General features: G+C 63.7%; 24 protein-coding genes and 1 tRNA gene. 19 read left to right on the forward strand and 6 right to left on the reverse strand.

Translation table 11 applies throughout. The features are described 5' to 3' along the window. Positions 1 to 59: 59 nt before the first annotated feature. From ileS to AC0IYS_RS24565, 6 genes are all read left to right on the forward strand, one after another. Positions 60 to 2,930 (forward strand): isoleucine--tRNA ligase, encoded by a 2,871-nt coding sequence (ileS, locus tag AC0IYS_RS24540; protein WP_471707616.1) that lies wholly within the window; start codon positions 60 to 62, stop codon positions 2,928 to 2,930. A gap of 65 nt (positions 2,931 to 2,995) precedes the next feature. Continuing rightward, positions 2,996 to 3,499 (forward strand): signal peptidase II, encoded by a 504-nt coding sequence (lspA, locus tag AC0IYS_RS24545; RefSeq protein WP_471707617.1) that lies wholly within the window; start codon positions 2,996 to 2,998, stop codon positions 3,497 to 3,499. A gap of 16 nt (positions 3,500 to 3,515) precedes the next feature. Then, positions 3,516 to 4,739, forward strand: a complete 1,224-nt coding sequence (gene coaBC / locus AC0IYS_RS24550) for a bifunctional phosphopantothenoylcysteine decarboxylase/phosphopantothenate--cysteine ligase CoaBC (protein WP_471707618.1) — start codon at positions 3,516 to 3,518, stop codon at positions 4,737 to 4,739. A 13-nt stretch (positions 4,740 to 4,752) separates the two neighbouring features. Beyond that, complete coding sequence (gene dut, locus AC0IYS_RS24555; protein WP_471707619.1) at positions 4,753 to 5,202, forward strand: dUTP diphosphatase; 450 nt, start codon at positions 4,753 to 4,755, stop codon at positions 5,200 to 5,202. Between the two features lie 19 nt (positions 5,203 to 5,221). Continuing rightward, complete coding sequence (locus AC0IYS_RS24560) at positions 5,222 to 6,319, forward strand: M48 family metallopeptidase (protein ID WP_471707620.1); 1,098 nt, start codon at positions 5,222 to 5,224, stop codon at positions 6,317 to 6,319. A gap of 5 nt (positions 6,320 to 6,324) precedes the next feature. Continuing rightward, positions 6,325 to 6,726, forward strand: a complete 402-nt coding sequence (locus tag AC0IYS_RS24565) for a surface-adhesin E family protein (RefSeq protein WP_471707621.1) — start codon at positions 6,325 to 6,327, stop codon at positions 6,724 to 6,726. 13 nt (positions 6,727 to 6,739) lie between these two features. Here AC0IYS_RS24565 and AC0IYS_RS24570 read toward each other — a convergent pair whose 3' ends face one another. Next, positions 6,740 to 6,877 (reverse strand): hypothetical protein, encoded by a 138-nt coding sequence (locus AC0IYS_RS24570; protein WP_471707622.1) that lies wholly within the window; start codon positions 6,875 to 6,877, stop codon positions 6,740 to 6,742. Between the two features lie 43 nt (positions 6,878 to 6,920). Here AC0IYS_RS24570 and AC0IYS_RS24575 point away from each other — a divergent pair, with 43 nt between their 5' ends. From AC0IYS_RS24575 to AC0IYS_RS24605, 7 genes are all read left to right on the forward strand, one after another. Then, entirely contained in the window at positions 6,921 to 7,943 is a 1,023-nt protein-coding gene (locus tag AC0IYS_RS24575; protein WP_471707623.1) for an XdhC family protein, read from the forward strand. Positions 7,944 to 8,107: 164 nt separating this feature from the next. Next, positions 8,108 to 8,998, forward strand: coding sequence for a DMT family transporter (locus AC0IYS_RS24580; protein WP_471707624.1), 891 nt, complete (start codon positions 8,108 to 8,110; stop codon positions 8,996 to 8,998). Then, a complete protein-coding gene (locus AC0IYS_RS24585) occupies positions 8,995 to 9,918 on the forward strand; it encodes a DNA-3-methyladenine glycosylase 2 (protein ID WP_471707625.1) in 924 nt (307 codons plus the stop codon). Before AC0IYS_RS24580 ends, AC0IYS_RS24585 begins: the two co-directional genes overlap by 4 nt. Positions 9,919 to 9,975: 57 nt before the next feature. After that, positions 9,976 to 10,848, forward strand: a complete 873-nt coding sequence (gene accD / locus AC0IYS_RS24590; protein WP_471707626.1) for an acetyl-CoA carboxylase, carboxyltransferase subunit beta — start codon at positions 9,976 to 9,978, stop codon at positions 10,846 to 10,848. Between the two features lie 28 nt (positions 10,849 to 10,876). Next, positions 10,877 to 11,923: a MerR family transcriptional regulator gene (locus AC0IYS_RS24595; protein ID WP_471707627.1), complete on the forward strand. Its 1,047-nt coding sequence runs from the start codon at positions 10,877 to 10,879 to the stop codon at positions 11,921 to 11,923. Positions 11,924 to 11,992: 69 nt separating this feature from the next. Next, positions 11,993 to 12,433, forward strand: coding sequence for a DUF29 domain-containing protein (locus AC0IYS_RS24600; RefSeq protein ID WP_471707628.1), 441 nt, complete (start codon positions 11,993 to 11,995; stop codon positions 12,431 to 12,433). Positions 12,434 to 12,446: 13 nt separating this feature from the next. Then, positions 12,447 to 12,887, forward strand: a complete 441-nt coding sequence (locus tag AC0IYS_RS24605) for a DUF29 domain-containing protein (protein ID WP_471707629.1) — start codon at positions 12,447 to 12,449, stop codon at positions 12,885 to 12,887. A 60-nt stretch (positions 12,888 to 12,947) separates the two neighbouring features. On the opposite strand, the gene AC0IYS_RS24610 is transcribed toward AC0IYS_RS24605, so the two are convergent. Next, a tRNA-Met gene (locus tag AC0IYS_RS24610) sits at positions 12,948 to 13,024 on the reverse strand. Positions 13,025 to 13,198: 174 nt separating this feature from the next. Here AC0IYS_RS24610 and AC0IYS_RS24615 point away from each other — a divergent pair. The 6 genes from AC0IYS_RS24615 (at position 13,199) to AC0IYS_RS24640 (ending at position 20,005) form a co-directional block, all read left to right on the forward strand. After that, complete coding sequence (locus AC0IYS_RS24615) at positions 13,199 to 13,786, forward strand: NUDIX hydrolase (protein ID WP_471707630.1); 588 nt, start codon at positions 13,199 to 13,201, stop codon at positions 13,784 to 13,786. After that, positions 13,783 to 14,511, forward strand: a complete 729-nt coding sequence (gene aat, locus AC0IYS_RS24620) for a leucyl/phenylalanyl-tRNA--protein transferase (protein WP_471707631.1) — start codon at positions 13,783 to 13,785, stop codon at positions 14,509 to 14,511. The genes AC0IYS_RS24615 and aat overlap by 4 nt, the downstream gene beginning before the upstream one ends. Before the next feature lie 74 nt (positions 14,512 to 14,585). Beyond that, entirely contained in the window at positions 14,586 to 15,314 is a 729-nt protein-coding gene (locus tag AC0IYS_RS24625) for an arginyltransferase (RefSeq protein WP_471707632.1), read from the forward strand. 43 nt (positions 15,315 to 15,357) lie between these two features. Next, positions 15,358 to 16,398, forward strand: a complete 1,041-nt coding sequence (locus AC0IYS_RS24630; protein ID WP_471707633.1) for a quinone-dependent dihydroorotate dehydrogenase — start codon at positions 15,358 to 15,360, stop codon at positions 16,396 to 16,398. Between the two features lie 9 nt (positions 16,399 to 16,407). After that, positions 16,408 to 17,454, forward strand: a complete 1,047-nt coding sequence (locus AC0IYS_RS24635; protein ID WP_471707634.1) for an aldo/keto reductase — start codon at positions 16,408 to 16,410, stop codon at positions 17,452 to 17,454. Positions 17,455 to 17,647: 193 nt separating this feature from the next. Then, a complete protein-coding gene (locus AC0IYS_RS24640; protein ID WP_471707635.1) occupies positions 17,648 to 20,005 on the forward strand; it encodes a TonB-dependent receptor plug domain-containing protein in 2,358 nt (785 codons plus the stop codon). Between the two features lie 198 nt (positions 20,006 to 20,203). Here AC0IYS_RS24640 and AC0IYS_RS24645 read toward each other — a convergent pair whose 3' ends face one another. From AC0IYS_RS24645 to cysT, 4 genes are read right to left on the reverse strand one after another with little or no spacing between them, the layout of a single operon-like run. Continuing rightward, positions 20,204 to 21,136, reverse strand: coding sequence for a CysB family HTH-type transcriptional regulator (locus AC0IYS_RS24645; protein WP_471707636.1), 933 nt, complete (start codon positions 21,134 to 21,136; stop codon positions 20,204 to 20,206). Then, entirely contained in the window at positions 21,133 to 22,203 is a 1,071-nt protein-coding gene (locus AC0IYS_RS24650) for a sulfate/molybdate ABC transporter ATP-binding protein (protein WP_471707637.1), read from the reverse strand. The genes AC0IYS_RS24645 and AC0IYS_RS24650 overlap by 4 nt, the downstream gene beginning before the upstream one ends. Position 22,204: 1 nt before the next feature. Next, the gene (cysW, locus tag AC0IYS_RS24655) at positions 22,205 to 23,098 is read right to left on the reverse strand and encodes a sulfate ABC transporter permease subunit CysW (protein ID WP_471707638.1); all 894 of its coding nucleotides are present in this window, start codon (positions 23,096 to 23,098) and stop codon (positions 22,205 to 22,207) included. Between the two features lies 1 nt (position 23,099). Further along, positions 23,100 to 23,906: a sulfate ABC transporter permease subunit CysT gene (cysT, locus tag AC0IYS_RS24660; protein WP_471708933.1), complete on the reverse strand. Its 807-nt coding sequence runs from the start codon at positions 23,904 to 23,906 to the stop codon at positions 23,100 to 23,102. Between the last annotated feature and the right edge of the window lie 141 nt (positions 23,907 to 24,047).

A 24,047-nucleotide genomic window follows, 5' to 3' on the forward strand; every position in this document is an offset into this window, starting at 1 on the left:
GCGACCAGCCACGCGCGCCGGCTACACAGAATTCCCGCATACATCACTGAAGAAAAAACATGTCCGATAAAAGCAAAGCCCCGAAAAAGCCTGAAAGCAAATACCCGGTCAACATGACCGAAACCCCGTTCCCGATGCGCGGCGACATGGCCAAGCGCGAACCGGGCTGGGTGCAGCAATGGCAGGATAAGAAGATCTACGAGCGCGTGCGCAAGGCCGCCGCCGGCCGTCCGAAATTCATCCTGCATGATGGTCCGCCGTACGCCAACGGCGACATCCACCTTGGCCACGCCGTCAACAAGATCCTCAAGGACATGGTGGTCAAATCGCGCTCGCTGGCCGGTTTCGACGCGCCCTACGTGCCGGGCTGGGATTGCCACGGCATGCCGATCGAAATCCAGATCGAAAAACTGTACGGCAAAAACCTGCCGACCGCCGATGTGCTGACCAAGGCCCGCGCGTACGCGCTGGAACAGGTCGACCGCCAGCGCAAGGACTTCATCCGCCTGGGCGTGCTCGGCGAATGGAACAATCCCTACCTGACGATGAACTTCTCGAACGAGGCCGACGAACTGCGCGCCCTCGGCACGATGCTCGACAAAGGCTACGTCTACCGCGGCCTGAAGCCGGTCAACTGGTGCTTCGATTGCCAGTCCGCCCTGGCCGAGGCCGAGGTGGAATACCAGGACAAGCGCGACCCGGCCATCGATGTCGGCTTCAAGTTCGCCGAGTTCGACAAGCTCGCCAGCGCCTTCGACCTGGTCCAGCTGCCCACCCACGAAGGCTATATCGTCATCTGGACCACCACGCCGTGGACCATCCCGTCCAACCAGGCGCTCAACGTCAACCCGGAGGTCACCTACGCGCTGGTGCAAACCGCGCGCGACGGCCAGCCGATGCTGCTGATCCTGGCGCAGGACCTGGTCGAATCGTCGCTGGCGCGCTTCAAACTCGATGGCGTGACCATCGCCACCTGCAAGGGCGAGGACCTGGCCGGCATCAGCTTCCTGCATCCGCTGCACGGCGCCGACACCTTCTACAACCGCCTCTCGCCGATGTATTTGGCCGACTATGTGACCACCGAGAGCGGCACCGGCGTGGTCCACTCCGCGCCCGCGTATGGCCTGGACGACTTCATCTCCTGCAAGGCGCACGGCATGAAGGACGACCAGATCCTGACGCCGGTCATGGGCGACGGTAAATTCGTCTCGACCCTGCCACTGTTCGGCGGCATGACCATCTGGGAAGCGTCCAAGCCGATCTGCAACGCGCTGCGCGAAGCCGGCGCGCTGTTCGAGGTCAAGATGTTCGACCACAGCTACATGCACTGCTGGCGCCACAAGTCGCCCATCATCTACCGCGCCACCTCGCAGTGGTTCGCCGGCATGGACATCAAGCCGAACGACGGCGGCGCCTCGCTGCGCGAAACCGCGCTCAAAGGCATCGCCGAGACCAAGTTCTTCCCGGACTGGGGCCAGGCGCGCCTGCACGGCATGATCGCCAACCGTCCCGACTGGACCCTGTCGCGCCAACGCCAGTGGGGCGTGCCGATGGCCTTCGTGGTGCACAAGGAAACCGGCGCGCTGCATCCGCGCACGCCCGAGCTGCTCGAACAAGTGGCCCAGCTGATCGAAAAAGGCGGCATCGACGCCTGGCTGGCGCTCGACCTGAAAGACCTGATCGGCGACGAAGCGGCCGCCTACGCCAAGAACAAGGACACGCTCGACGTCTGGTTCGATTCCGGCACCACCCACCAGACCGTGCTGCGCGGCTCGCACAAGGAGCAGTCGGCCTTCCCCGCCGACCTGTATCTGGAAGGTTCGGACCAGCACCGCGGCTGGTTCCACTCGTCGCTGCTGACATCGTCGATGCTGAACGGCGCGCCGCCGTACAAAGCCCTCTTGACGCACGGCTTCACCGTCGACGGCGAGGGCAAGAAGATGTCCAAGTCGCTGGGGAACACGCTGGCGCCGCAAAAGATCTCCGACACGCTCGGCGCCGACATCCTGCGCCTGTGGATCGCCTCGACCGACTACACCGGCGAGCTGTCGATCTCCGACGAGATCCTCAAGCGCGTGACCGAAGCCTATCGCCGCATCCGCAACACGCTGCGCTTCCTGCTGGCGAACATCTCGGACTTCGACCACGCGCGCGACGCCGTGCCGGTGGCCGAGCTGCTGGAAATCGACCGCTACGCGATCGCCAACATGGCCGCGCTGCAGAAGGAGATGGAAGCCCACTACGAACAGTACGAGTTCCAGCCGGTCTACTCCAAGCTGCAGAACTACTGCTCCGAGGACCTGGGCGGCTTCTACCTCGACATCCTCAAGGACCGTCTATACACGTCGGCCGTCGGCTCGCACGCGCGCCGCTCGGCGCAAACGGCGCTGTGGCACATCACGCAAAGCCTGCTGCGCGTGATGGCGCCGGCACTGTCGTTCACCGCCGAAGAGGCATGGGTCATTTTCGCCGGCGAGGAAGCGTTCAAGGCCAGCGACGAAACCATCTTCACGCAAACCTGGTGGCAGCTGCCGGCACCGGCCGACGCCGACGCGCTGCTGGCCAAGTACAACACCCTGCGCGCGGTGCGCACCGACGTGACCAAGCAGCTCGAAGACCTGCGCACCTCGGGCGCGATCGGCTCGTCGCTGCAGGCGGAGCTGACCATCAAGGCCGCCGGCGACAAGTACGAGCTGCTGGCCAGCCTGGAGGACGACCTCAAATTCGTCTTCATCACGTCGCTGGCGCAAGCCGTCGAAGTGGCCACCGAAGCCGATGAAGCGGTCGAAGTGGCCGCCTCCACGGCCGAAAAGTGCGAACGCTGCTGGCACTACCGCGCCGACGTCGGCGCGCACGCGGACCATCCGACGCTCTGCGGCCGTTGCCACAGCAATCTGTTTGGTGCGGGCGAAAAACGCAAGTTCGCTTAATATTGGGGCCGCCGATTTTTACAAGAAATCGGCGGCGCCGTCGCCACGAACCTCTCTGATATTTTATGGCCACTAAAAAAATCTTCCCGACCAAGTCGTCTTCCAGTTTGATCCCTTGGCTCGGCATCGCCTTTATCATCGTGCTGATCGACCAGCTGTCGAAGATCACCATCACCCGCACCTTCCAGCTGGGCGAGGAAAAATTCATCACCTCGTTCTTCAATCTGGTGCTGGCCTATAACAAGGGGGCGGCGTTCAGCTTCCTGCACAGCGCCGGCGGCTGGCAGCGCTATTTCTTCACCGGGATCGGCATCGCCGCCGCCGCCTACATCATCTACCTGTTGAAAAAACACGGTGGCCAACGCATGTTCTCGTGGGCGCTGTCGCTGGTGCTCGGCGGCGCGGTCGGCAACGTCATCGACCGCCTGCTGTACGGCCACGTGGTCGACTTCCTCGACTTCCACCTGGCCGGCTGGGGCCACTTCCCGGCGTTTAACATCGCCGACGCGGCCATCTGCATCGGCGCGGCGCTGTTCATCCTCGACGAGCTGCGGCGCGTGAACAAATAAGCGGGAGAGCGGCATTATGGAATTGACCGGTAAAAAAATCGTCCTCGGCCTGTCCGGCGGCGTGGCTTGCTACAAGGCGGCGGAACTGTGCCGCGCGCTGTCCAAGGCCGGGGCCTCGGTGCAGGTGGTGATGACCGACGCCGCCACCCACTTCATCACCGCCGTCACCATGCAAGCCCTGTCGGGCAACAAGGTGTTCAGCAGCCAGTGGGACCCGCGCGTCGACAATAACATGGCCCACATCGACGTCACCCGCGACGCCGACGCGATCCTGATCGCGCCCTGCTCGGCCGACTTTATGGTTAAATTGGCGCACGGCGTCTGCGACGACCTGCTGTCGACCATGTGCCTGGCGCGCCCGCGTCGCGTGCCGCTGCTGGTGGCGCCGGCGATGAACGTCGAAATGTGGCAGAACCCCGCCACCCAGCGCAACACAAGGCAGCTGGAGGACGACGGCATCGTCATCTTCGGCCCCGCCGCCGGCGACCAGGCGTGCGGCGAAGTGGGCATGGGCCGCATGCTGGAACCGGCGCAGCTGCTGGAGGAATTGATCGCGTCGTTCCAGCCGAAAGTCCTGGCCGGAAAGCGCATCCTGATCACCGCCGGCCCGACCTTCGAGCCGATCGATCCGGTGCGCGGCATCACCAATCTGTCGTCCGGAAAAATGGGCTACGCGGTGGCGCGCGCGGCGCGCGAAGCCGGCGCCGAGGTGGTGCTGGTGTCCGGCCCGACGGCGCTGCCGGCGCCGTTCGGCGTGCAGCGCATCAACGTGCAAAGCGCGGTGCAGATGCACGACGCGGTGCTGGCCAATGTCGACCACCAGCATATCTTCATCGCCGTGGCGGCCGTCGCCGACTGGCGCGTGTCCAATTCCAGCGAACAGAAACTGAAGAAGAATCCGGACGGCTCGGTGCCGGACCTGAAGTTCGAGCAGAATCCGGACATCCTGGCCACCGTTGCCGCGCGCACCTCGCTGGCCGGGCATCCGTACTGCGTCGGCTTCGCCGCCGAATCGGAAAACCTGATCCAGTTCGGCGCCGACAAACGCGAGAAAAAAGGCATTCCCCTGCTGGTCGGGAACATCGGCCACCACACCTTCGGCCAGGACGACAACACCATTATCCTGTTCGACGAAAACGGCCACACCATCCTGCCGCGCGCCGACAAACTGACCCTGGCGCGCCAGCTGATTTCCGAAATCTCCAAACGCATCTCGCAGCACTCGCTGTTCGCAAAATAATAGAGCCAAGAGCATGAATAGAATTGACCTCAAAATCCTCGACCCGCGCATGAAAGACCAGTTGCCGGCCCACGCCACCCCGGGTTCGGCCGGCCTCGATCTGCGCGCCTGCATCGACGCGCCGATCACCATCGAACCAGGTGAAACGGTGCTGATTCCAACCGGCCTGGCAATCCACATCGCCGATCCTGGCTACGCCGCGATGATCCTGCCGCGCAGCGGCATGGGCCACAAGAACGGCATCGTACTGGGGAATCTGGTAGGCTTGATCGATTCCGATTACCAGGGTCAGTTGATGATCTCGACATGGAACCGGGGTAAAAACGCCTTCACCCTGAACCCGATGGAGCGCTTAGCGCAGCTGATCATCGTTCCAGTTATGCATGTTAATTTCAACGTCGTCGAAGAATTCGACACCAGCGAACGCGGTGCCGGCGGTTTTGGAAGCACCGGAAAACACTAAAAAAACACGGAGACTAGGGATGGTCCAGCAACACAATTCGAAGAAATTCGCCACTATATCCCTGCTTGCAGCGGCCATGCTGCTGTCGGCCTGTTCGACCTTCAACTCCAGGACCGCCGAACCGGAACCGGGTCCGGTGGTCGCCCGCACCGTCGACGAAGGCGCGCCGGTGGTCACCGCCAAGATGGCGGCCGCGCGCCAGGCGCTGGGACAGATGGTCGCGCTGCAGGACCGCCTGTACCGCATCGCCGGCCCGCTGTTGATCAACAATGCGGACCTGTGCCGCAACCAGGCCCGCAACCTGCTCGGCTTCACCGCCAAGAACAAATACTCGTATTCCGGCGAATTCGTCGACGCCGCGCAGTCGGTGCTGAACTACGGCGACCGGCTGGAAGTAGCCAGCGTGCTGGCCGGCAGCGGCGCCGCGCGCGTGGGCCTGCGCAAGGGCGACGTGCTGCTGGCGGCCGAAGGCAAAAGCCTGCCCACCGGCCAGCACGCCGAGACCGAGGCAGCCGGCGTACTGGGTCCGCTGGTGGCCAACAACCAGTCGCTCAACCTGATCGTCGAACGCAATGGCAGCAACCAGGCGCTCAAGGTGCCGGTCACGCGCGCCTGCGCCTTCAAGATCGACATCGGCAACTCGGACAATATCAACGCCTACTCGGACGGCCAGCGCGTGATGATCACACGCGGCATGGTCAACTTCGCGCAGACCGACGAAGCCATCGCCTATGTGCTGGCCAAGGACATCGCCCACAATGTGCTGGGCCACGCCGCCAAGACGCGCTCCGCCTACACGGTCGGCAGCATCATCGACAATCTGGTCGCAGTGCGGCCGGACCTGTCGATGCTGATCGGCAGTGCCGGCATCAAGCCGATGCCGCAGGAGCTGGACGCGGCGGCCGATTCGCTGTCGCTGTACATGGTGGCGCGGGCCGGCTACAGCACGGCGCAGGCGCGCGCCTTCTGGCAGCGGCTGGCCAGCCAGTATCCTGCCTCGGTGCTGAACGGGTACACCGCCAACCACCCCGGCATCAACTACCGCCTGTCCGCGATCGACAAGACCGTCGCCGACATCAAGGGCAAGCAGGCGGCCAAGAAGCCGCTGGTGCCGTGACCCACATGAAAAAACCGGCACTGGCGGCGGTCCTGCTGGTGTCGATGGCCGTATCGGGCCTGGCCCAGGCGGCACAATGGCGCAAAGTCAGCTCGGGGCCGGGCAACGTCTTCTACATCGATAGCACCAAGGTGGTCAAAAAGGACAAGACGCGCAAGGTGTGGTCGCTGCACTCCTATACCAGGGCGCAGCAGACGCCCGAAGGCAAGCCTTACCGCTCGGTCAAGGCGCAGCACCTGTATTCCTGCGAGGACCGCACGGCGGTGATGCTGTCGCAAGTGTTCTATCCCGAAACGATGGGCAGGGGCGAACCGGTCGAGAACTATATCTACGAAAAATTCAGCCCGGAGGAAGTGACGCCGGGCAGCCCGTTCGAAAAAGCGTTGGCAAAGGTGTGCAAGCGCTGACTTCGCGCATGCCTTAGCGGATGTTAGGGAAATCCGGGAACACGGTGCCCATCAGCCAGGTCAGGGCGCCGCAGAACACCACGGCGATAATCAGCACGATCAGCAGCCGGCCGAATTTGGGTGAGCCGTCGTCTTCCTTGTGGTCGGTCATGGCAGTTCCTGCAAGCTTTGGATAGCCGTAGTATATTCCATCCATGGACAGCATCGATCTCGAAGTACTCAAAACCAGCGCCGCGTGGATCGCCTCCGGGCGCCGCTGCGAACTTATAACCGTCATCAAGACCTGGGGCTCGAGTCCCCGCCCGGTCGGCGCCACCCTGGCCATTTGCGAAGATGGCACGGTGATCGGCTCCGTCTCGGGCGGCTGCATCGAAGATGACCTGATCGCGCGCGTGCGCGACGAAGGCATCAGCCGCAGCTTGCCCGAAATCGTCAGCTACGGCATCACCGCCGACGAGGCGCACCGTTTCGGCCTGCCCTGCGGCGGCACCATCGAACTGTCGATCGAGCCGCTGTCGGAGCGCAGCCGGGTGGCAGAACTGCTGGAGCGGCTGGAACGGCATGAACTGGTGCAGCGCCGCCTCGATCTGCAGACCGGCGACGTCGAGCTGTCGCAGGCGGCGCCTGGCGCGCAGATGCAGGTGAGCAAGCGCGCCATGGTCACGCTGCACGGACCGCGCTGGCGTCTGCTGATCATCGGCGCCGGACAGCTCTCGCGCTTCCTGGCGCAAATCGCCACCGCGATGGACTACCACGTCATCGTATGCGACCCGCGCGAGGAATACCGCGCCGGCTGGCAGGTCGACGGCGTGCAGCTGGTGCACGACATGCCGGACGATATCGTGCTGTCGATGAAGCTGGACCACCGCAGCGCCGTGGTGGCGCTGACGCACGACCCCAAGCTGGACGACCTGGCGCTGATGGAGGCGTTGAAGTCGGACGCGTTCTACGTCGGCGCGATCGGCTCGCGTCTGAACAACAGCAAGCGCCGCGAGCGCCTGCTGGAATTCGACCTGACGCCGGAGCAGCTGGCGCGCCTGCACGGGCCGATCGGCCTGTACATCGGCAGCAAAACGCCGTCGGAGATCGCCATCTCGATCCTGGCCGAGCTGACCGCGATCAAAAACGGCGTGCCGACGACGATGCTGATCCCGCACGCCGCCTCGCCGGCGGCGCCCGGCGACACCGTCTGCGCGGTCGATAACGGCGCGGTGTAAAAGTTCGAAAGCAAGAAGCGGAAAGACGGAAACACGTAGGGCGGATTAGCGTAGCGTAATCCGCCGTGCATGCGTGATCGGCGGCTCATGGCGGATTACGCGCTACGCGCTAATCCGCCCTACGAAAATCGTAATCGCCAACAGAACATTCATCTGAAAATTCCATGAGCACCGCCAACCTTCTCCGCCTGATATTCCTGGCCGCCATCTGGGGCGGCTCCTTCCTGTTCATGCGGATCGCCGCGCCGGTGCTGGGCGCCGCCGTCCTGATCGAATACCGCGTGCTGTTCGCCTCCCTCTTCCTGGCCGTGATCGCGGTCGTGCTGAAAAAGCCGCTCAACCTGCGCAAGCACTGGAAGCACTACCTTATCCTCGGCCTGTTCAACTCCGCGCTGCCGTTCCTGATGTTCGCCTTCGCCGCGCGAACGCTGTCGGCCTCACTACTGGCCGTGCTGAACGCCACCACGCCGCTGTGGGGCACCCTGATCGCCGCCATTCTCACGCGCCGAATGGTCGGCGGCAAAGTCATGCTCGGCCTTCTGCTGGGCGCGTGCGGCGTCGCGCTGCTGGTCGGCTTCGACCATGTCAGCACCAAACCCGGCGCCGGCCTCGCGATTGCCGCCGTGCTGTTCGCCTCCTTCAACTACGGCATCGCCAGTAACTACGCCAAATCGGTCAAGGATGTCGAGCCGCTGTCCAACGCACACGGCTCCATGTGGGCCTCGACGCTGCTGGTGCTGCCGATTGTGCCGTTCTTCCCGGCACCGGGCGAGCCGACCATCGGCATCATGGGCGCCGTGGTCGCGCTGGGTGTACTGTGCAGCGGCATCGCCTACCTGATCTACTTCCGGCTGATTCAGGATGTCGGCCCAGCGTCGGCGCTGACGGTGACCTTCCTCAGCCCCTTGTTCGGCATTTTGTGGGGCACGCTGTTCCTCGGCGAGACGATCGGTTGGTACACCATCGTCGGCGCCGCCATCGTCATCGCCGGCACGGCGCTGGTCACCGGCTTCCGCCCCAACTTCGGGGCGCTGCGCAAAACCAAGACCGTATGAAACGCTTCACACTCGACCTGCCGGCCAACTACCGGCTGCACGATATCCTGGCCTTCCACAGCCGCGACACAGAAAGCGTGGCCGAGGAAGTCGGCGACACGCACCTGCGCAAAGGCGTGATGCTGGACGGCGTGCCGGTGGTGCTCGCGGTGGTGTTTGATAACGCGCTGGCGCCCACCAGCGCCAGCTGCACGGTGCACGCCGACGGCAAGCTGGCCAAAGCCGCGCAACAGCGCGTGCGCGAAGCGGCGCTCAGCATCCTCGGGTTGCGCATCGATCCCGAAGCGTTTTGCGCCTTCGCCGCCAAGGACGCCATGTTCGGCCCCTTGACCTTGGCGCAGCCGGGACTGCGCATCGTGCAATCGGCCACCGTGTTCGAAGCGCTGACCTGGGCCATCATCGGCCAGCAGATCAACCTGTCGTTCGCCATCTCGCTGCGCCGCACCTTCATCCTGCAGGCCGGCCGTCAGCATAGCAGCGGCTTGTGGTGCTACCCGGAGGCGGCCGACGCGGTAAAACTGGGCATCGACGATCTGACCAGCCGCAAATTCTCGCGCGCCAAGGCGGAGACCTTGCTGCGGCTGGCGAACCTGGTGGCCAGCGGCGAACTGCAACTGGACGTCACGCCGGCCAACAGCATCGAACAGATCTCGGCGGCGCTGCTGGCCGTCAAAGGCATCGGCCCGTGGACGGTGAATTACGGCCTGCTGCGCGGCTACGGCTACGCCGACTGCTCGCTGCACGGCGACGTCGCCATCCGCGCGGCGCTGCAACAGCTGCTGGGTGAAGACACGAAGCCCGACATGCCGCGCACCGAACAAATCCTGGCCCGCTACGCGCCCCACCGCACGATGGCCGCCGCCCACTTGTGGGCCAGCCTGCACCCGCGCGGCGACAGCGACGACAAAGATTCCGCTTGAGCCTGACGTAACGTCAGGCTTTACGATTCCGGCATCTCCGACACTATCAAGGATGCCATGAGCTGGATCGAAAAACTGCTGCCGCCCCGCTTCAACCGCAACGGCGCCGAACCGCGCCAGTCGATACCGGCCGGACTGTGGATCAAGTGTCCGGAATGCGAGGCGGTGCTGTACCGCGCCGACCTCGAAGCCAATCTCCACGTCTGCCCGAAATGCAGCCACCACCTGCGCATCCGCGCGCGCGCCCGTCTCGACGCCCTGCTCGATGCAGGCGGCCGGCACGAGATCGGCCAGGAAGTGCTGTCCGTCGATCCGCTCAAGTTCAAAGGCAGCAAAAGCTATCCGGCGCGCCTGCAAGCGGCGATGGAAGCCACCGGCGAGACCGACGCGATCATCGTCATCGGCGGCGCGATTCTGTCGGTGCCTGTGGTGGTGGCGTGCTTTGAATTCGATTTTATGGGCGGCTCGATGGGATCGGTGGTCGGCGAACGTTTCGTGCGCGGCGTGCAGGCCGCCATCGACCAGCATGTGCCATTCATCTGCATCACCGCCAGCGGCGGCGCGCGCATGCAGGAAGGCCTGCTGTCGCTGATGCAGATGGCGAAAACCACCGCCATGCTGGCCAAGCTGGCGGAAAAAGGACTGCCTTTCGTCTCGGTGCTGACCGACCCCACCTCGGGCGGCATATCGGCCTCGTTCTGCTTCCTGGGCGATCTGGTGATCGCCGAGCCGAAGGCGCTGATCGCCTTCACCGGCGCGCGCGTCATCAAAAGCACCTTGGGCGTGACGCTTCCGGAGGGCTACCAGCGGTCGGAATTCCTGCTCGAACGCGGCGCCATCGACATGATCGTCGACCGCCGCGACATGCGCGCCGAACTGGCATCGCTCCTTGCCTTGCTGCTCAAGCTGCCGAAGGACGCGGTGGCTTGAACCGCCCGGTCGGCGTACACTATCGCGCATGAACGAACATCGCAATCACGCCGTACTGAAAATCGGCGAACTGGCCACGCGCTCCGGGCTGACGATACGCGCGCTACACCACTACGACAGCATCGGCCTGCTCAAGCCATCCGCACACACCGACTCCGGCTATCGCCTCTACAACCGGGCCGACGTCGCCCGCCTGCACCAGATCCAGGCGCTGCGCCGCTTCGGCATGTCGCTGGCGGACATCGGTACCTTCCTCGCCAGTCCCGACGCGCCGTTCGCCGACGTCGTCGCGCAGCAGATCGCCACGCTCGACCAGCAAATCGCGCAAGCGAGCGCGCTGCGCGAGCAGCTCTCGCACCTGCACCGGCAGATGGCTGGCGGCGGCGAGCCGGAACTGGCCGACTGGCTGTCCACGCTGGAGCTGATGAACCTCTACGACAAATACTTCACCAAGGACGAATTGCACCGCCTGCCCTTCTGGCAGCAGGACGCGCGCCGCATCAGCGGCTGGGCCGCGCTGGTCGCGCAGATACGGGACGTGATGGGGAAAGGCGTGCCGCCAGCCGACGCCGGGCCGCGCCAGCTGGCCGAGCGCTGGATGCAGATGCTCGAGCGCGACACCGCCGCCAACCCCGACTTCGCGCGCCGCATCACCGTCATGATGGAGATGGAGCCGGCCGCGCAACTGCACACGGGGATCACGCCGCAGCTGAAGCAGTACGTGATCGAAGCGTTCGGGGAACATAAACTGGCGCTGTACGCCGACTACCTCGACGAGGACGAACTGGCAAGCATGCGCGTCGGCGCCAGCCAGCATGGCGCGCAGTGGATGGCGCTGATCGCAGCGGTCCACCGGCAGCTCGAAGCCGGCGCCGATCCCGCCGATGCGGCATCGCAAGCACTGGCCCGCGAATGGATGACCTTGTTCAGCGCCCGCATCGGCGACAACCCGGCGACGCTGGAAAAAATACGCCACGCCCACACGCACGAGCCGCGGTTACTCATCGGCACCTGGGTCACGCCCGCGATGCTCGATTTCATCCGCGCATCGTGCGCCACGTTGCCGCCGGCCTGACTTGCCCGCCCGTTTGAGCGGGCGTAAAGTGAAGCACCGACGACCGCATTACGCTTGCGGAGGTGCCCCATGGACCATCACATCAAAACCGATTACGACACGGACTTTCTCGTCTGGCTGCAAAGCCAGGCCGAGCTACTGCACGCCAAGCAATTCGACCGACTGGACGTGGAACATCTGATCGAGGAACTCGAAAGTATGGCAGGCAAGGAAAGGCGCGAGTTCAAACATCGCATCGTGCAATTAACGATGCACCTACTGAAGTGGAAGGTGCAGCCTGACCACATTTCTGGCAGTTGGCTTCGTTCGATAAGAGAACAGCGCTATAGCATTGCTGACCTGATCGCCGAAATACCCAGCTTGCAGCCGCTACTGAACAATTGCGCGACGCAAAGCTATGCACTGGCGGTCGCGCTCGCCGCAGACGAAACACACCTACCAACGTCGGCCTTTCCCGCGACGATGCCGTTCTCTATGGAGCAGTTGCTCGATCCCGACTATCTACCGTAAGCGAAGGTGCAACATGGACGATCATATCAACACCGACCACGAAGCCGACTTTCTCGTCTGGACCAGCGCCCAGATAGAAATGCTGCGCGCCAAACAGTTCGACCGGCTCGACCTGGAAAACATCATCGAGGAGCTTGAGAGCATGGCGCGCGCTGAAAAACATGAACTCGAACACCGCATCGAGAGACTGATCACACATCTTTTAAAATGCGAGCTTCAACCCGGGCAGATATCAGGTAGCTGGCTTGGCACGATACGCGAACAGCGCTACCGCATCGCAAAATTGCTAAAAGCAATGCCTAGCATGAAGCCACTACTCGACTCGTACATCGCGATGGCTTACGACCACGCCGCGGCACGCGCAGCGGACGAAACGCATCTGCCCAAAGCGGCCTTGCCATCCAAGATGCCGTTCACCAAGGAACAACTGCTCGATCCCGACTACCTGCCATAAAGCCGCCATCCAATAGTAAAAGCCGCTGACCCCTGTAAAAGGATCAACGGCTTTCGAATTTGGTTGCGGGGACAGGATTTGAACCTGTGACCTTCGGGTTATGAGCCCGACGAGCTGCCAGACTGCTCCACCCCGCGTCTGTGCAATCATTATAGGGCAGTTCGGCAACTTAGGCAATGTTAATCCTGAAATCGCGTGCGATAGTCCGAATAAATGCATTCCCCAGCCGCCGTAGCCAATGCCGTGCGCGGCGCAATCGGTGTAAAGTAACCAATATGAACAAAAATATCCTCCCCTGAGCACCTTCCCCTATGAAATTCTGTTCCGAATGCGCCTCCCCCGTCAGCCTGCTGATCCCAGCCGGCGACAACCGTCCCCGCTACGTTTGCGAAAGCTGCTCCACCATCCATTATCAAAACCCGAAAATGGTACTGGGCACGATCCCCGTGTGGGAACGCGATGGCGAGTTGAAACTCCTGCTGTGCAAGCGCGCGATCGAACCGCGCTACGGCTACTGGACCCTGCCCGCCGGCTTCATGGAAAACGATGAAACCACGGCCGAGGCGGCGATGCGCGAGACGCAGGAGGAAGCCGGCGCCAATGTCGAACTGGGTAAACTGTTTTCACTGTTGAACGTCTCGCGCGTGCACCAGGTCCATATGTTCTACCTGGCCACGCTGCTCGACCTCGACTTCGCGCCCGGCGAGGAAAGCCTGGACGTGCAAATGTTCAGCGAGGCGGAGATTCCGTGGGACGACCTGGCCTTCCCCACCATCCGCACGACGCTGGAACTGTTCTTCGCCGACCGCGCGCGCATGCGCAAAGACGGCAGCGCCGGCTACGGCTTCCACGCCCAGGACATCACCCGCGCGATGCGCTCGGACGCGGAACCGACGTGATCCCCTGGCTCGAACGCGACACGCCGTTCCCCGACGTCTCGCAGGCGCTGACGTCGGAGGCGCCGGGCTTGCTGGCCGCCGGCGCCGACCTGTCGCCGCAACGCTTGCTGATGGCTTACCGCCACGGCATCTTCCCGTGGTTCTCGGAAGGCCAGCCCATTCTTTGGTGGAGCACCGATCCACGGATGGTGCTGATGACCGAGCGCTTCCGCATCTCCGACAGCCTGAAGAAGACGCTGCGCAAGGTCGAACGCGAGATGGCGGCCGGCGGCCGCTGGCAGGTGCGCTTCGACAGCGCGTTCGAGGATGTCATGCGGGCCTGCGCCGCGCCGCGCCGCGACGGCCCCGGCACGTGGATTTCGGAGGACATCATCGACGGCTACACCGGCCTGCACAAGCTCGGCTACGCGCATTCGGCCGAAGTGTGGCTGGACGGCGAGCTGGTCGGTGGCGCCTACGGCGTCTCGATCGGCCGCATGTTCTACGGCGAATCGATGTTCGCCCGCGTGACCGACGGTTCCAAGATCGCGCTCGCCTATCTGGTGGGCTTCCTGCGCCGGCACGGCGTCAAGATGATCGATTGCCAACAAGAGACCGGGCACCTGGCATCGCTGGGCGCGGCGCCGATCCCGCGTGCGCAATTCCTGGCGCATCTGCGCAACAATATTGAATTGCCGCAAATCACCGTGTGGGAACCCATTGCACCGCTGGCTACGGCCAGTTAAGCTAAAGGTGACAAGCGCCATACACAACTAAGCGCTATCATAAGGAATAGAACCTCGCCATCGATAGGACGTGCATGACGCACCTGAACGATCTGCCTTTCGCGACGCTGCAGTTTTACACCACGGCGCCCTACCCTTGCAGCTATCTGGACGCGCGCCAGGCGCGCTCGCAGGTGGCTACGCCTTCCCACCTGATCAACGCCGACGTCTACTCGGAACTCGTCAAAAACGGTTTCCGGCGCAGCGGCATCTTTACATACCGGCCATATTGCGACGGCTGCCAGGCTTGCATCCCGGTGCGCGTAGTGGTCGACCAGTTCGCTCCCAACCGGGGCCAGCGCCGCGCCTGGGCCCGGCACAGCGACCTGCGCGCCGGCGTCGCCACCCTGCAATTCTCCGACGAGCACTACGAACTGTACCTGCGCTACCAGAGCAGGCGCCACGCCGGCGGCGGCATGGACCAGGACAGCCGCGACCAGTACGCGCAATTCCTGCTGCAAAGCCGCGTCAACACGCGGCTGGTCGAGTTCCGCGAGCCCGGCGGCACCTTGCGCATGGTCAGCATCATCGACGTCCTGTCGGACGGCCTGTCGTCGGTGTACACCTTCTTCGATCCGGATGTCGAGGGCGCCTCCTACGGCACCTTCAACGTGCTGTGGCAGATCGCCCAGGCGCGCGAGCTGAGCCTGCCCTACATCTACCTGGGCTACTGGATCAGGGAAAGCCCGAAAATGTCCTATAAAACCAACTTCAAACCGCTGGAAGCGCGCATCAAGGGCGTGTGGAGCGTGTTGGAGGCCTGATAAACGCTGATAAAATACCGGGGCCAACAACCAGAGCCCCCTCATGTCCGAAAAATTCCTGTATTCCCTGGCCCGTCCGATGCTGTTCTCGATGGACGCCGAAGCCGCGCACCACTTCACCCTTCCCGCGCTTAAACGCGCCGCCGCGCTGGGCTTGACCAAGCTGGTCAAGCAACCGGCGGCGGACCCGCGCACCGTGATGGGTGTCACGTTCAAGAATCCGGTCGGCCTCGCCGCCGGGCTGGACAAGGACGGCGCCTTCATCGACGCGCTGGCGGACCTGGGCTTCGGCTCGATCGAGGTGGGCACAGTGACCCCGCGCGGCCAGGCCGGCAATCCCAAGCCGCGCATGTTCCGCCTGCCGGCCGCGCACGCCATCATCAACCGCATGGGCTTTAACAACGGCGGCGTCGACGCCTTCGTCGCCAATGTGCAAGCGTCGCGCTTCTACCAGGACAAGGCCGGCGTGCTGGGCCTGAACATCGGCAAAAACGCCGACACGCCGATCGAGCGCGCGGCCGACGACTACCTGCACTGCCTGGAAAAAGTCTATCCCTACGCCAGCTATGTGACGGTCAATATTTCCTCGCCCAACACCAAGAACCTGCGCCAATTGCAAGGCGGCTCCGAGCTCGACGGCCTGCTGGCGCAGTTGAAGGACGCGCAGGCGCGTCTGGCCGACCAGCACAAGCGCTACGTGCCGCTGGCCCTGAAAATCGCGCCGGACATGGACGGCGACCAGGTCAAGAATATCGCCGACGCGCTGCTGCGCCACAAGATCGACGGCGTCATCGCCACCAACACCACCCTGAGCCGCGACGCCGTGGCCGGCATGCGCCACGGCGCCGAGGCGGGCGGACTATCGGGCGCGCCGGTGTTCGAGCTGTCCAACACCGTCATCCGCCTGCTCAAGGCCGAACTGGGCGACGCCCTGCCGATTATCGGCGTTGGCGGTATCATGCGCGGTGCGGACGCCAAGGTCAAAATGGACTGCGGCGCGCAACTGGTGCAGTTGTACAGCGGCCTGATCTACGCTGGCCCGGCACTGGTCAACGATTGCGCGCAGGCAGTGCGCGGACATTAAGGAGCGGGCATGCAAAAGGTACAACTTGGTTCCAGCGATCTGAAGGTGACGAAGATTTGCCTGGGGACGATGACGTTCGGCGAGCAAAACACCGAGGCCGACGCCCACAGCCAGCTCGACTACGCGGTCGAGCGCGGCATCAACTTCATCGACACCGCCGAGATGTATCCAGTCATGCCGCGCGCCGAAACGCAGGGCGCCACCGAGCGCTTCATCGGCACCTGGCTGAAGAAATCGGGCATGCGCGACAAGGTGGTGCTGGCGACCAAGGCCGCCGGTCCGAATCCGAACATCCACTGGGTACGCGACGGCAAGCTCAACTTCGACGCCGCCAACCTGCGCGCGGCGGTCGACACCAGCCTGCAACGCCTGCAGACCGAGCATATCGATTTATATCAATTGCACTGGCCCAGCCGCAACGTGCCGATCTTCGGCGCCAGCGTCTTCAATCCACAGCTGGAGCGCGAGTGCGTGGCCGTCGAGGAAACCTTGGCCGCGCTGGCCGAGCTGATCAAGGAAGGCAAGATCGGCGCGATCGGCGTCTCCAACGAATCGTGCTGGGGCGTGAGCGAGTTCATCAAGCAATCGGAGATGAAGGGCCTGCCGCGCATCGCCTCCATCCAGAACCTGTACAACCTGACGGCGCGCCACTACGAGACCAGTTTCCTCGACGAGACCTGCTTCCGCGAAAACGTCGGCCTGCTGGCGTACAGCCCGTTGGCCTTCGGCCAATTGACGGGCAAGTACCACGACGACCCGAACGCGCACGGCCGGCTGACGATCTTCCCGCCGACGTGGAGCCCGCGCTACCTGCGGCCGACGGTGCTGGCGGCTGTCGCGCAATACACCGAGCTCGCGCGCGACAACGGCCTGACGCCGACGCAACTGGCGCTGGCCTGGTGCTATGGCCGCTGGAACGTCGCCTCGACCATCATCGGCGCTACCAGCCTGGCGCAGCTGAAGGAAAACATCGACGCCTACGACGTCGAGCTCACGCCGGAAATCATCGCGCAAATCGACGCCATCCACGCCAGCCTGCCCAATCCCGGCCAATAACCGGGGTCAAGTCTGTCATTCGGACACGAGCTGAACCAGCAGGATGCCGTACGCCGGCACTTACCGATCGGTCCGTGTCCGAATGTCAGACTTGACCCCGGGGGATGGATATATGGTTAGACGCAATGGTTCGTTGGTGTTCAATTGTGCGGCTGCTATCCTGTGCCACTACCTTCGCACACGAGACCGCCACATGACTTCACGCCACATCGCCACACCGCTTTTGCTGAGCACGCTGATCGCCACCATCGTCATCCCCGCCTTCGCGCAGGACGCGCCCGCCGACGGCGAGTTGCAGTCGGTGGTCGTCACCGGCACCTACGCCAAGAACCGCCGCACCATCGATTCCGAATCGCCCGTCGACATCATCAGCGCGCGCGAGCTGCAGGCCAGCGGCTCGACCGAACTGGCCACCGTGCTCGGCCGTCTGGTGCCGTCGATGAACTTCCCGCGCCCGTCCGGCGCCGACACCAGCGATGCTGTGCGCCCGGCCCAGTTGCGCGGCCTGTCGCCCGACCAGACCCTGGTGCTGGTCAACGGCAAGCGCCGCTACACCTCGGCCGTGGTCAACGTCAACGGCACGCAAGGGCGCGGCTCGGCGCCGGTCGACCTGAACGCGATCCCGCTGGCGGCCATCGAACGCATCGAGGTGCTGCGCGACGGCGCGGCGGCCCAGTACGGCTCCGACGCGATCGCCGGCGTCATCAACATCATCCTCAAAAAAGGCGCGGCCGGCGGCGATGTCGAAGTCGGCTACGGCGAGTACAAGGAAGGCGACGGCAAACAGAAAACCGTGCGCGGTTCGGCCGGCTTCAGCCTCGGCGACCAAGGCTGGGTGCGCGTGGCGATCGAGGCGGCCGACCGCGATCCGACCAACCGGGCCGGCGTCGATACGCGCCCGGTCGCCGGTTCCCAGATCGGCAAGGTCAACCAGCGTTACGGCGACCCCGACAGCAAGCCGCGGACGATCTTCGCCAATAGCCAGTACCGCGTGACCGACGATATCGATTGGTACGCCTTCGCCAGCTACGGCGAGCGCAAGACGTCGGCGGCGGCCACTTGGCGCGCGCCGTCCTCGTCGCGCAAGCTCTATCCGGACGGCTTTTTGCCGCTGCAGGACAGCACCTCGACCGACCAGTCGCTGGTGACCGGCCTGCGCGGTGAACTGTCCGGCTGGCGTTGGGACGCCAGCCTGAACTACGGCAGGAACAAGTTTGAGCTCGACCTCGACAACACCATCAACTTCGACCTGCTCGACGACAGCCCGACGCATTTCTACGCCGGCAAGCTGCAGAACACGCAAGGGCTGTTCAACTTCGACATCGCCAAGGAATTCCCGGTGGCCGCCTTCAGCGGTCCGCTGACGGTCGCCTTGGGCGTCGAGGCCCGCCACGAACAATACGAGATCGGCGCCGGCGATGCGGCCTCCTACTACCGCAGCGGCGCGCAGGGATTCTCCGGCTTCCGCCCGGTCAACGCCGGCAAGAACAGCCGCAACAACAAGTCGATCTACGCCAACTTCGAGGCCGACATCACCAGGCAGTTCTCGGCGTCGGCGGCCGTGCGCCACGAGCGCTACAGCGACTTCGGCAACACCACCTCGGTCAAAGGCTCGACCCGCTACGCGTTCAATCCGCAGGTGTCGCTGCGCGCGACGGCTTCGTCGGGCTTCCGCGCGCCGTCGCTGGCGCAGCAGTTCTACACCATCACGACGACTAATTTCTCGATCATCAACAACGTCAACACCCCGATCGAGACCGGCACCTTCGCGGTCGGCAGCGCCGCCGCCGATGCGCTCGGCGCGCAGCAGCTGAAGGCTGAGAAAGCCCGCAACTACAGCGTCGGCCTGCAAGTGCAGCCGACCCGCAACTGGAGCGCCAGCGTCGATGCCTACCGCATCGATATCGACGACCGCATCGCGCTGTCGACCAGCATGACCTTGTCGCCGGCCTTGCGCAACACCCTGGCCAACCAGGGACTGCTGGTCGGCGCGGCGCGCTACTTCACCAACGCCATCGATACCCGCACCACCGGCGTCGACGTGGTCAGCACCTACCGTTGGGATCTGGCCAGCGCCGGCCGCTACGACTTCACGTTGGCGTACAACCGCAACAAGAACTCGGTACAGCACGTCAACGACAACCCGGCCATCCTGACCGCCAACGGCCTGACCCTGATCGACCGCCAGACCGTCAACCGCCTGACGGTCGGCTCGCCGAAGGACAAGTTCAGCCTGGCGACCGACTACACCTTGGGCGCCTGGAACGCGCGCGGCGTGGTGACGCGCTACGGCAGCTTCACCGTGCCGCAAAACAATCCGGCGCAGGATCAGGTATACGATCCGCAATGGGTGCTGGACCTGTCGGCCAGCGTCAAGCTGAGCAAGAACTGGCGCCTGAGCCTGGGCGTCGACAACGTGACCGACAAGTATCCGGACACCATCACGTCGGTGGCCAACCTCAACCTCAACGGCATCAACCTGTACAGCGGCTGGGCGCCGAACGGGTTCAACGGCCGCTACTACTACGCCAAGGCAGGTTACAGCTGGTGATCGCGCCCTAAGCCGATGATATCCACGGAGACACGTAGGGGGGATTAGGCGGAACGCCGTAATCCACCATCGATGAGCTGCCGTCGGAGCACGCATTGGCGGATTACGCTGCGCTAATCCGCCCTACGTGATTCAGGATTTTTCAAATGGGATTTGACCAGACAAAAAAATGGCCGCTTTTCAGCGGCCATTTTTACGTCAGGCGATGTCGCCGCCGTTTAGCGCCGCGTCGATTTCCTCGCGCGTCAGATCCGGCGCGAATTGCTGGATGAAGTGGTAGGCGTACGAGCGCAGATAAGCGCCCTTGCGCACCGCCAGCCGCGTCGTGTTCGGCGCGAACAGATGCGACGCCTCGACCGCGCGCATGCCCTTGTCGCGGCCGTGGTCGAACGCCATCGAGGCGACGATGCCCACGCCCAGGCCGAGCGCGACATATTGCTTGATGACGTCCGAATCCATCGCCGTCAAGACGATGTCGGGCTTGACGCCGGCCTGCGAAAACGCCGCGTCGATATGCCCGCGTCCGGTGAAGCCGACGTCGTAGGTGATCAACGGGAACTCAGCCAGATCCTCCAGCTTGATCGGCGAGCGGCCCAGCAACGGATGGCCGTCCGGCACGACGATCAAGTGGCTCCAGCGGTAGCAAGGGAAGGACACCAGGTCCGGGAACTGCGACAAGCCCTCGGTGGCGATGCCGATATCGGTCTTGCCCGACAAAATCCACTCGGCGATGTGCTCCGGCGCGCTCTGCTGCAAGGCGATGCGCACGTCCGGATAGGCGGTGCGGAAACTCTGCACCACTTTCGGCAGCGCATAGCGCGCCTGCGTGTGCGTGGCGGCGACGCTGAGCGTGCCGCTTTGCTGGCCGGTGTATTCCAGGCTGGCCTGCTGCAAGTTCTCCGCCTCGATCAGCAGGCGGTCGATGATCTTGAGGATGCCCTTGCCCGGCTCCGTCATGCCGGTCAGGCGCTTGCCGTTACGTTCGAAAATCACCACGCCCAGTTCGTCTTCCAGCTCGCGGATCTGGCGGCTCACGCCGGGCTGCGAGGTGAACAAGGCATTCGCCACTTCGGTCAGGTTGTAGCCGCGCCGGGCGGCTTCGCGGATCGACCGCAGTTGTTGAAAATTCATATGGAAGCTCCAGCGTCGACAAACACATGCAGGCGCTTGGGACGCACCACCAACGTCTCGCCCTCTTTCAATTGCAGGTGGCTGAAACGCTCGTTCGACATCACCGCCTCGATCAGCTCGGACGTATCGTCGCGCTCCAGGTCCAGTTGCGCCAGCGGGCCGATCGCGTGCGCGCGGCGCAGCTTGACGACGATGCCTTCGGCCCCCGGCGTGTAGCGTTCGATGTCCAGGTCGTGCGGACGAACATAGGCCGTGCCCTTGCCGTCGGCGTCCGGTTGGCCCGGCACCTGGAAGGTCGCGCCGCCACTGGCCAGCACGCCATCCTGCACGCGGCCGTGGAACATGTTGACGTTGCCCAGGAAGCCATACACGAACGGCGAGGCCGGATGGTTGTAGACTTGGTCCGGCGCGCCGATCTGCTCGACATTACCCTTGTTCATCAGCACCACCTGGTCGGCCACTTCCAGCGCCTCCTCCTGGTCGTGGGTGACGAAGATCGACGTCACATGCAGGTCGTCGTGCAGGCGACGCAGCCAGCGGCGCAATTCCTTACGGACCTTGGCGTCGAGCGCGCCGAACGGCTCGTCCAGCAGCAGCACGCGCGGCTCGACCGCCAGCGCGCGCGCCAGCGCGATACGCTGGCGCTGTCCGCCCGACAGTTGCGGCGGATAGCGGTCGGCCAGCCAATCGAGCTGCACCAGTTCCAGCAATTCCTTGACCTTGCGGCGGATCTGGTCTTCGGAAGGCCGCTCGGCGCGCGGTTTCACGCGCAGGCCGAAGGCGACGTTCTCGAACACGGTCATATGCTTGAACAGCGCGTAGTGCTGGAACACGAAGCCGACCTGGCGCTCGCGCACGTGGCGGTGCGAGGCGTCGTTGGAATCGAGCAGCACCTGGCCGGAGTCCGGATGCTCGAGGCCGGCGATGATGCGCAGCAGGGTCGTCTTGCCGCAGCCGGACGGTCCCAGCAGCGCGGTCAGCTCGCCCGCAGGGAAGTCCAGCGAGACATTGTTGAGGGCGACGAAATCGCCGAACCGCTTGTTGATGTTTTTAACTTCGATCGTCATGTCAGTGCTCCTTGGAACGTGCGTCATCGGCGATCGATTCGTTCAAGCGCCAAGAGATAAAGGATTTCAGGGCCAGCGTCACCAGCGCCAGCAAGGCCAGCAGGGACGCCACGGCGAAGGCGGCGGCGAAGTTGTATTCGTTGTACAGAATCTCGACCTGCAGCGGCACGGTGTTGGTTTCGCCACGGATGTGGCCGGACACCACCGACACCGCGCCGAACTCGCCCATCGCGCGGGCGTTGCACAGGATCACGCCGTACAGCAGGCCCCACTTAATGTTCGGCAAGGTCACGCGGCGGAAGGTGTCCCATCCCGAAGCGCCGAGCACGATGGCGGCCTCTTCTTCTTCGCTGCCCTGCGCCTGCATCAGCGGGATCAGCTCGCGCGCCACGAACGGGAAGGTGACGAAAATCGTCGCCAGCACGATGCCGGGCACCGCGAACAGGATCTTGATGTCATGCTCCTGCAGCCACGGTCCCATCCAGCCCTGCGCGCCGAACAGCAGCACGTAGATCAGGCCGGAGATCACCGGCGACACCGAGAACGGCAGGTCGATCAGGGTCAGCAAAAAGCTTTTCCCCCGGAACTCGAACTTGGCGATACACCACGACGCGGCCACGCCAAACACCAGGTTCAGCGGCACGGCGATGACGGCCGTGATCAGGGTCAGCTTGATGGCGGAGATCGCGTCTTCCTCGATGATGGCCGCCACGTAGGCTTCCCAGCCCTTGCGGAAGGCTTCGGCGAACACGGCCACCAGCGGCACGAACAGGAACACGGTCAGGAAAGTCAGCGCGATGGCGATCAGCACGCCGCGCACCCACAAAGGTTCGAGGGTTTTCGGTGCCGACGGCAGTTCGCCGCGACGCACCGGGACGGTAGGCAGTCCGCTCATATTATTTACCCGACTTTCCGCGAGCCCAGGCTTGCAACAGGTTGATAGTCAACAGCATGATGAACGACACCACCAGCATGACCACCGCGATCGCGGTGGCGCCGGCATAGTCGTACTGCTCAAGTTTGGTGATGATGAACAGCGGCGTGATCTCGGAAATCATCGGCATGTTGCCGGCGATGAAAATCACCGAGCCGAATTCGCCGGTGGCGCGGGCGAAGGCCAGCGCGAAGCCCGTCATCAAGGATGGCATGATGGTCGGGAACACCACGCGGGTGAAGGTCTGGAAGGCGTTGGCGCCCAGGCTGGCGGCAGCCTCTTCCAGCTCGCGTTCGGCGTCCTCCAGCACCGGCTGCACCGTGCGCACCACGAACGGCAGCCCGATGAAGGTCAGCGCAACGACCACGCCGAGCGGCGTGAACGCTACTTTAATGCCGAGCACGCCCTCGATGAACTGGCCGAACCAGCCGTTGGCCGAATACAGCGCCGTCAGGGTGATGCCGGCGACGGCCGTCGGCAGCGCGAACGGCAGGTCGACCAGCGCGTCGATGATGCGCTTGCCGGGAAACTCGTAGCGTACCAGCACCCAGGCAACGATGCCGCCGAAAATCACATTAATAAATGCGCCGATCAGCGAAGCGCCAAAGGTCAGCCGGTACGAGGCCATCACGCGGTCGGAGGTGACGGCGGCCCAAAAGCCTTCCCATGTCATCGTGAAGGTCTTGAGGAAGACCGCCGACAATGGAATCAGCACGATCAGCGTGAGATAGAAAATCGTGAATCCCAGCGATAGCCGGAAACCCGGCATCACGCGGAATGGCGCGCCCCTGGCGGCCACGGGGGCCGTGGCGGGCGCTGCAAGAACTGCTGACATGAATGCTCCCTTATTACAAATTCTTCTATAAGGGCTGCATAATCTCATCTGTGCTTCATATTACAAACGAAGCAT

It is taken from the genome of Duganella sp. AC237, assembly GCF_979254035.1.

Bases quoted from the DNA above. Each gene is read 5' to 3' on its own strand.
- ileS (WP_471707616.1), top strand. From the start codon at position 60: ATGTCCGATAAAAGCAAAGCCCCGAAAAAGCCTGAAAGCAAATACCCG.
- lspA (WP_471707617.1), top strand. From the start codon at position 2,996: ATGGCCACTAAAAAAATCTTCCCGACCAAGTCGTCTTCCAGTTTGATC.
- coaBC (WP_471707618.1), top strand. From the start codon at position 3,516: ATGGAATTGACCGGTAAAAAAATCGTCCTCGGCCTGTCCGGCGGCGTG.
- dut (WP_471707619.1), top strand. From the start codon at position 4,753: ATGAATAGAATTGACCTCAAAATCCTCGACCCGCGCATGAAAGACCAG.
- AC0IYS_RS24560 (WP_471707620.1), top strand. From the start codon at position 5,222: ATGGTCCAGCAACACAATTCGAAGAAATTCGCCACTATATCCCTGCTT.
- AC0IYS_RS24565 (WP_471707621.1), top strand. From the start codon at position 6,325: ATGAAAAAACCGGCACTGGCGGCGGTCCTGCTGGTGTCGATGGCCGTA.
- AC0IYS_RS24570 (WP_471707622.1), bottom strand. From the start codon at position 6,877: ATGACCGACCACAAGGAAGACGACGGCTCACCCAAATTCGGCCGGCTG.
- AC0IYS_RS24575 (WP_471707623.1), top strand. From the start codon at position 6,921: ATGGACAGCATCGATCTCGAAGTACTCAAAACCAGCGCCGCGTGGATC.
- AC0IYS_RS24580 (WP_471707624.1), top strand. From the start codon at position 8,108: ATGAGCACCGCCAACCTTCTCCGCCTGATATTCCTGGCCGCCATCTGG.
- AC0IYS_RS24585 (WP_471707625.1), top strand. From the start codon at position 8,995: ATGAAACGCTTCACACTCGACCTGCCGGCCAACTACCGGCTGCACGAT.
- accD (WP_471707626.1), top strand. From the start codon at position 9,976: ATGAGCTGGATCGAAAAACTGCTGCCGCCCCGCTTCAACCGCAACGGC.
- AC0IYS_RS24595 (WP_471707627.1), top strand. From the start codon at position 10,877: ATGAACGAACATCGCAATCACGCCGTACTGAAAATCGGCGAACTGGCC.
- AC0IYS_RS24600 (WP_471707628.1), top strand. From the start codon at position 11,993: ATGGACCATCACATCAAAACCGATTACGACACGGACTTTCTCGTCTGG.
- AC0IYS_RS24605 (WP_471707629.1), top strand. From the start codon at position 12,447: ATGGACGATCATATCAACACCGACCACGAAGCCGACTTTCTCGTCTGG.
- AC0IYS_RS24615 (WP_471707630.1), top strand. From the start codon at position 13,199: ATGAAATTCTGTTCCGAATGCGCCTCCCCCGTCAGCCTGCTGATCCCA.
- AC0IYS_RS24625 (WP_471707632.1), top strand. From the start codon at position 14,586: ATGACGCACCTGAACGATCTGCCTTTCGCGACGCTGCAGTTTTACACC.
- AC0IYS_RS24630 (WP_471707633.1), top strand. From the start codon at position 15,358: ATGTCCGAAAAATTCCTGTATTCCCTGGCCCGTCCGATGCTGTTCTCG.
- AC0IYS_RS24635 (WP_471707634.1), top strand. From the start codon at position 16,408: ATGCAAAAGGTACAACTTGGTTCCAGCGATCTGAAGGTGACGAAGATT.
- AC0IYS_RS24640 (WP_471707635.1), top strand. From the start codon at position 17,648: ATGACTTCACGCCACATCGCCACACCGCTTTTGCTGAGCACGCTGATC.
- AC0IYS_RS24645 (WP_471707636.1), bottom strand. From the start codon at position 21,136: ATGAATTTTCAACAACTGCGGTCGATCCGCGAAGCCGCCCGGCGCGGC.
- AC0IYS_RS24650 (WP_471707637.1), bottom strand. From the start codon at position 22,203: ATGACGATCGAAGTTAAAAACATCAACAAGCGGTTCGGCGATTTCGTC.
- cysW (WP_471707638.1), bottom strand. From the start codon at position 23,098: ATGAGCGGACTGCCTACCGTCCCGGTGCGTCGCGGCGAACTGCCGTCG.
- cysT (WP_471708933.1), bottom strand. From the start codon at position 23,906: ATGCCGGGTTTCCGGCTATCGCTGGGATTCACGATTTTCTATCTCACG.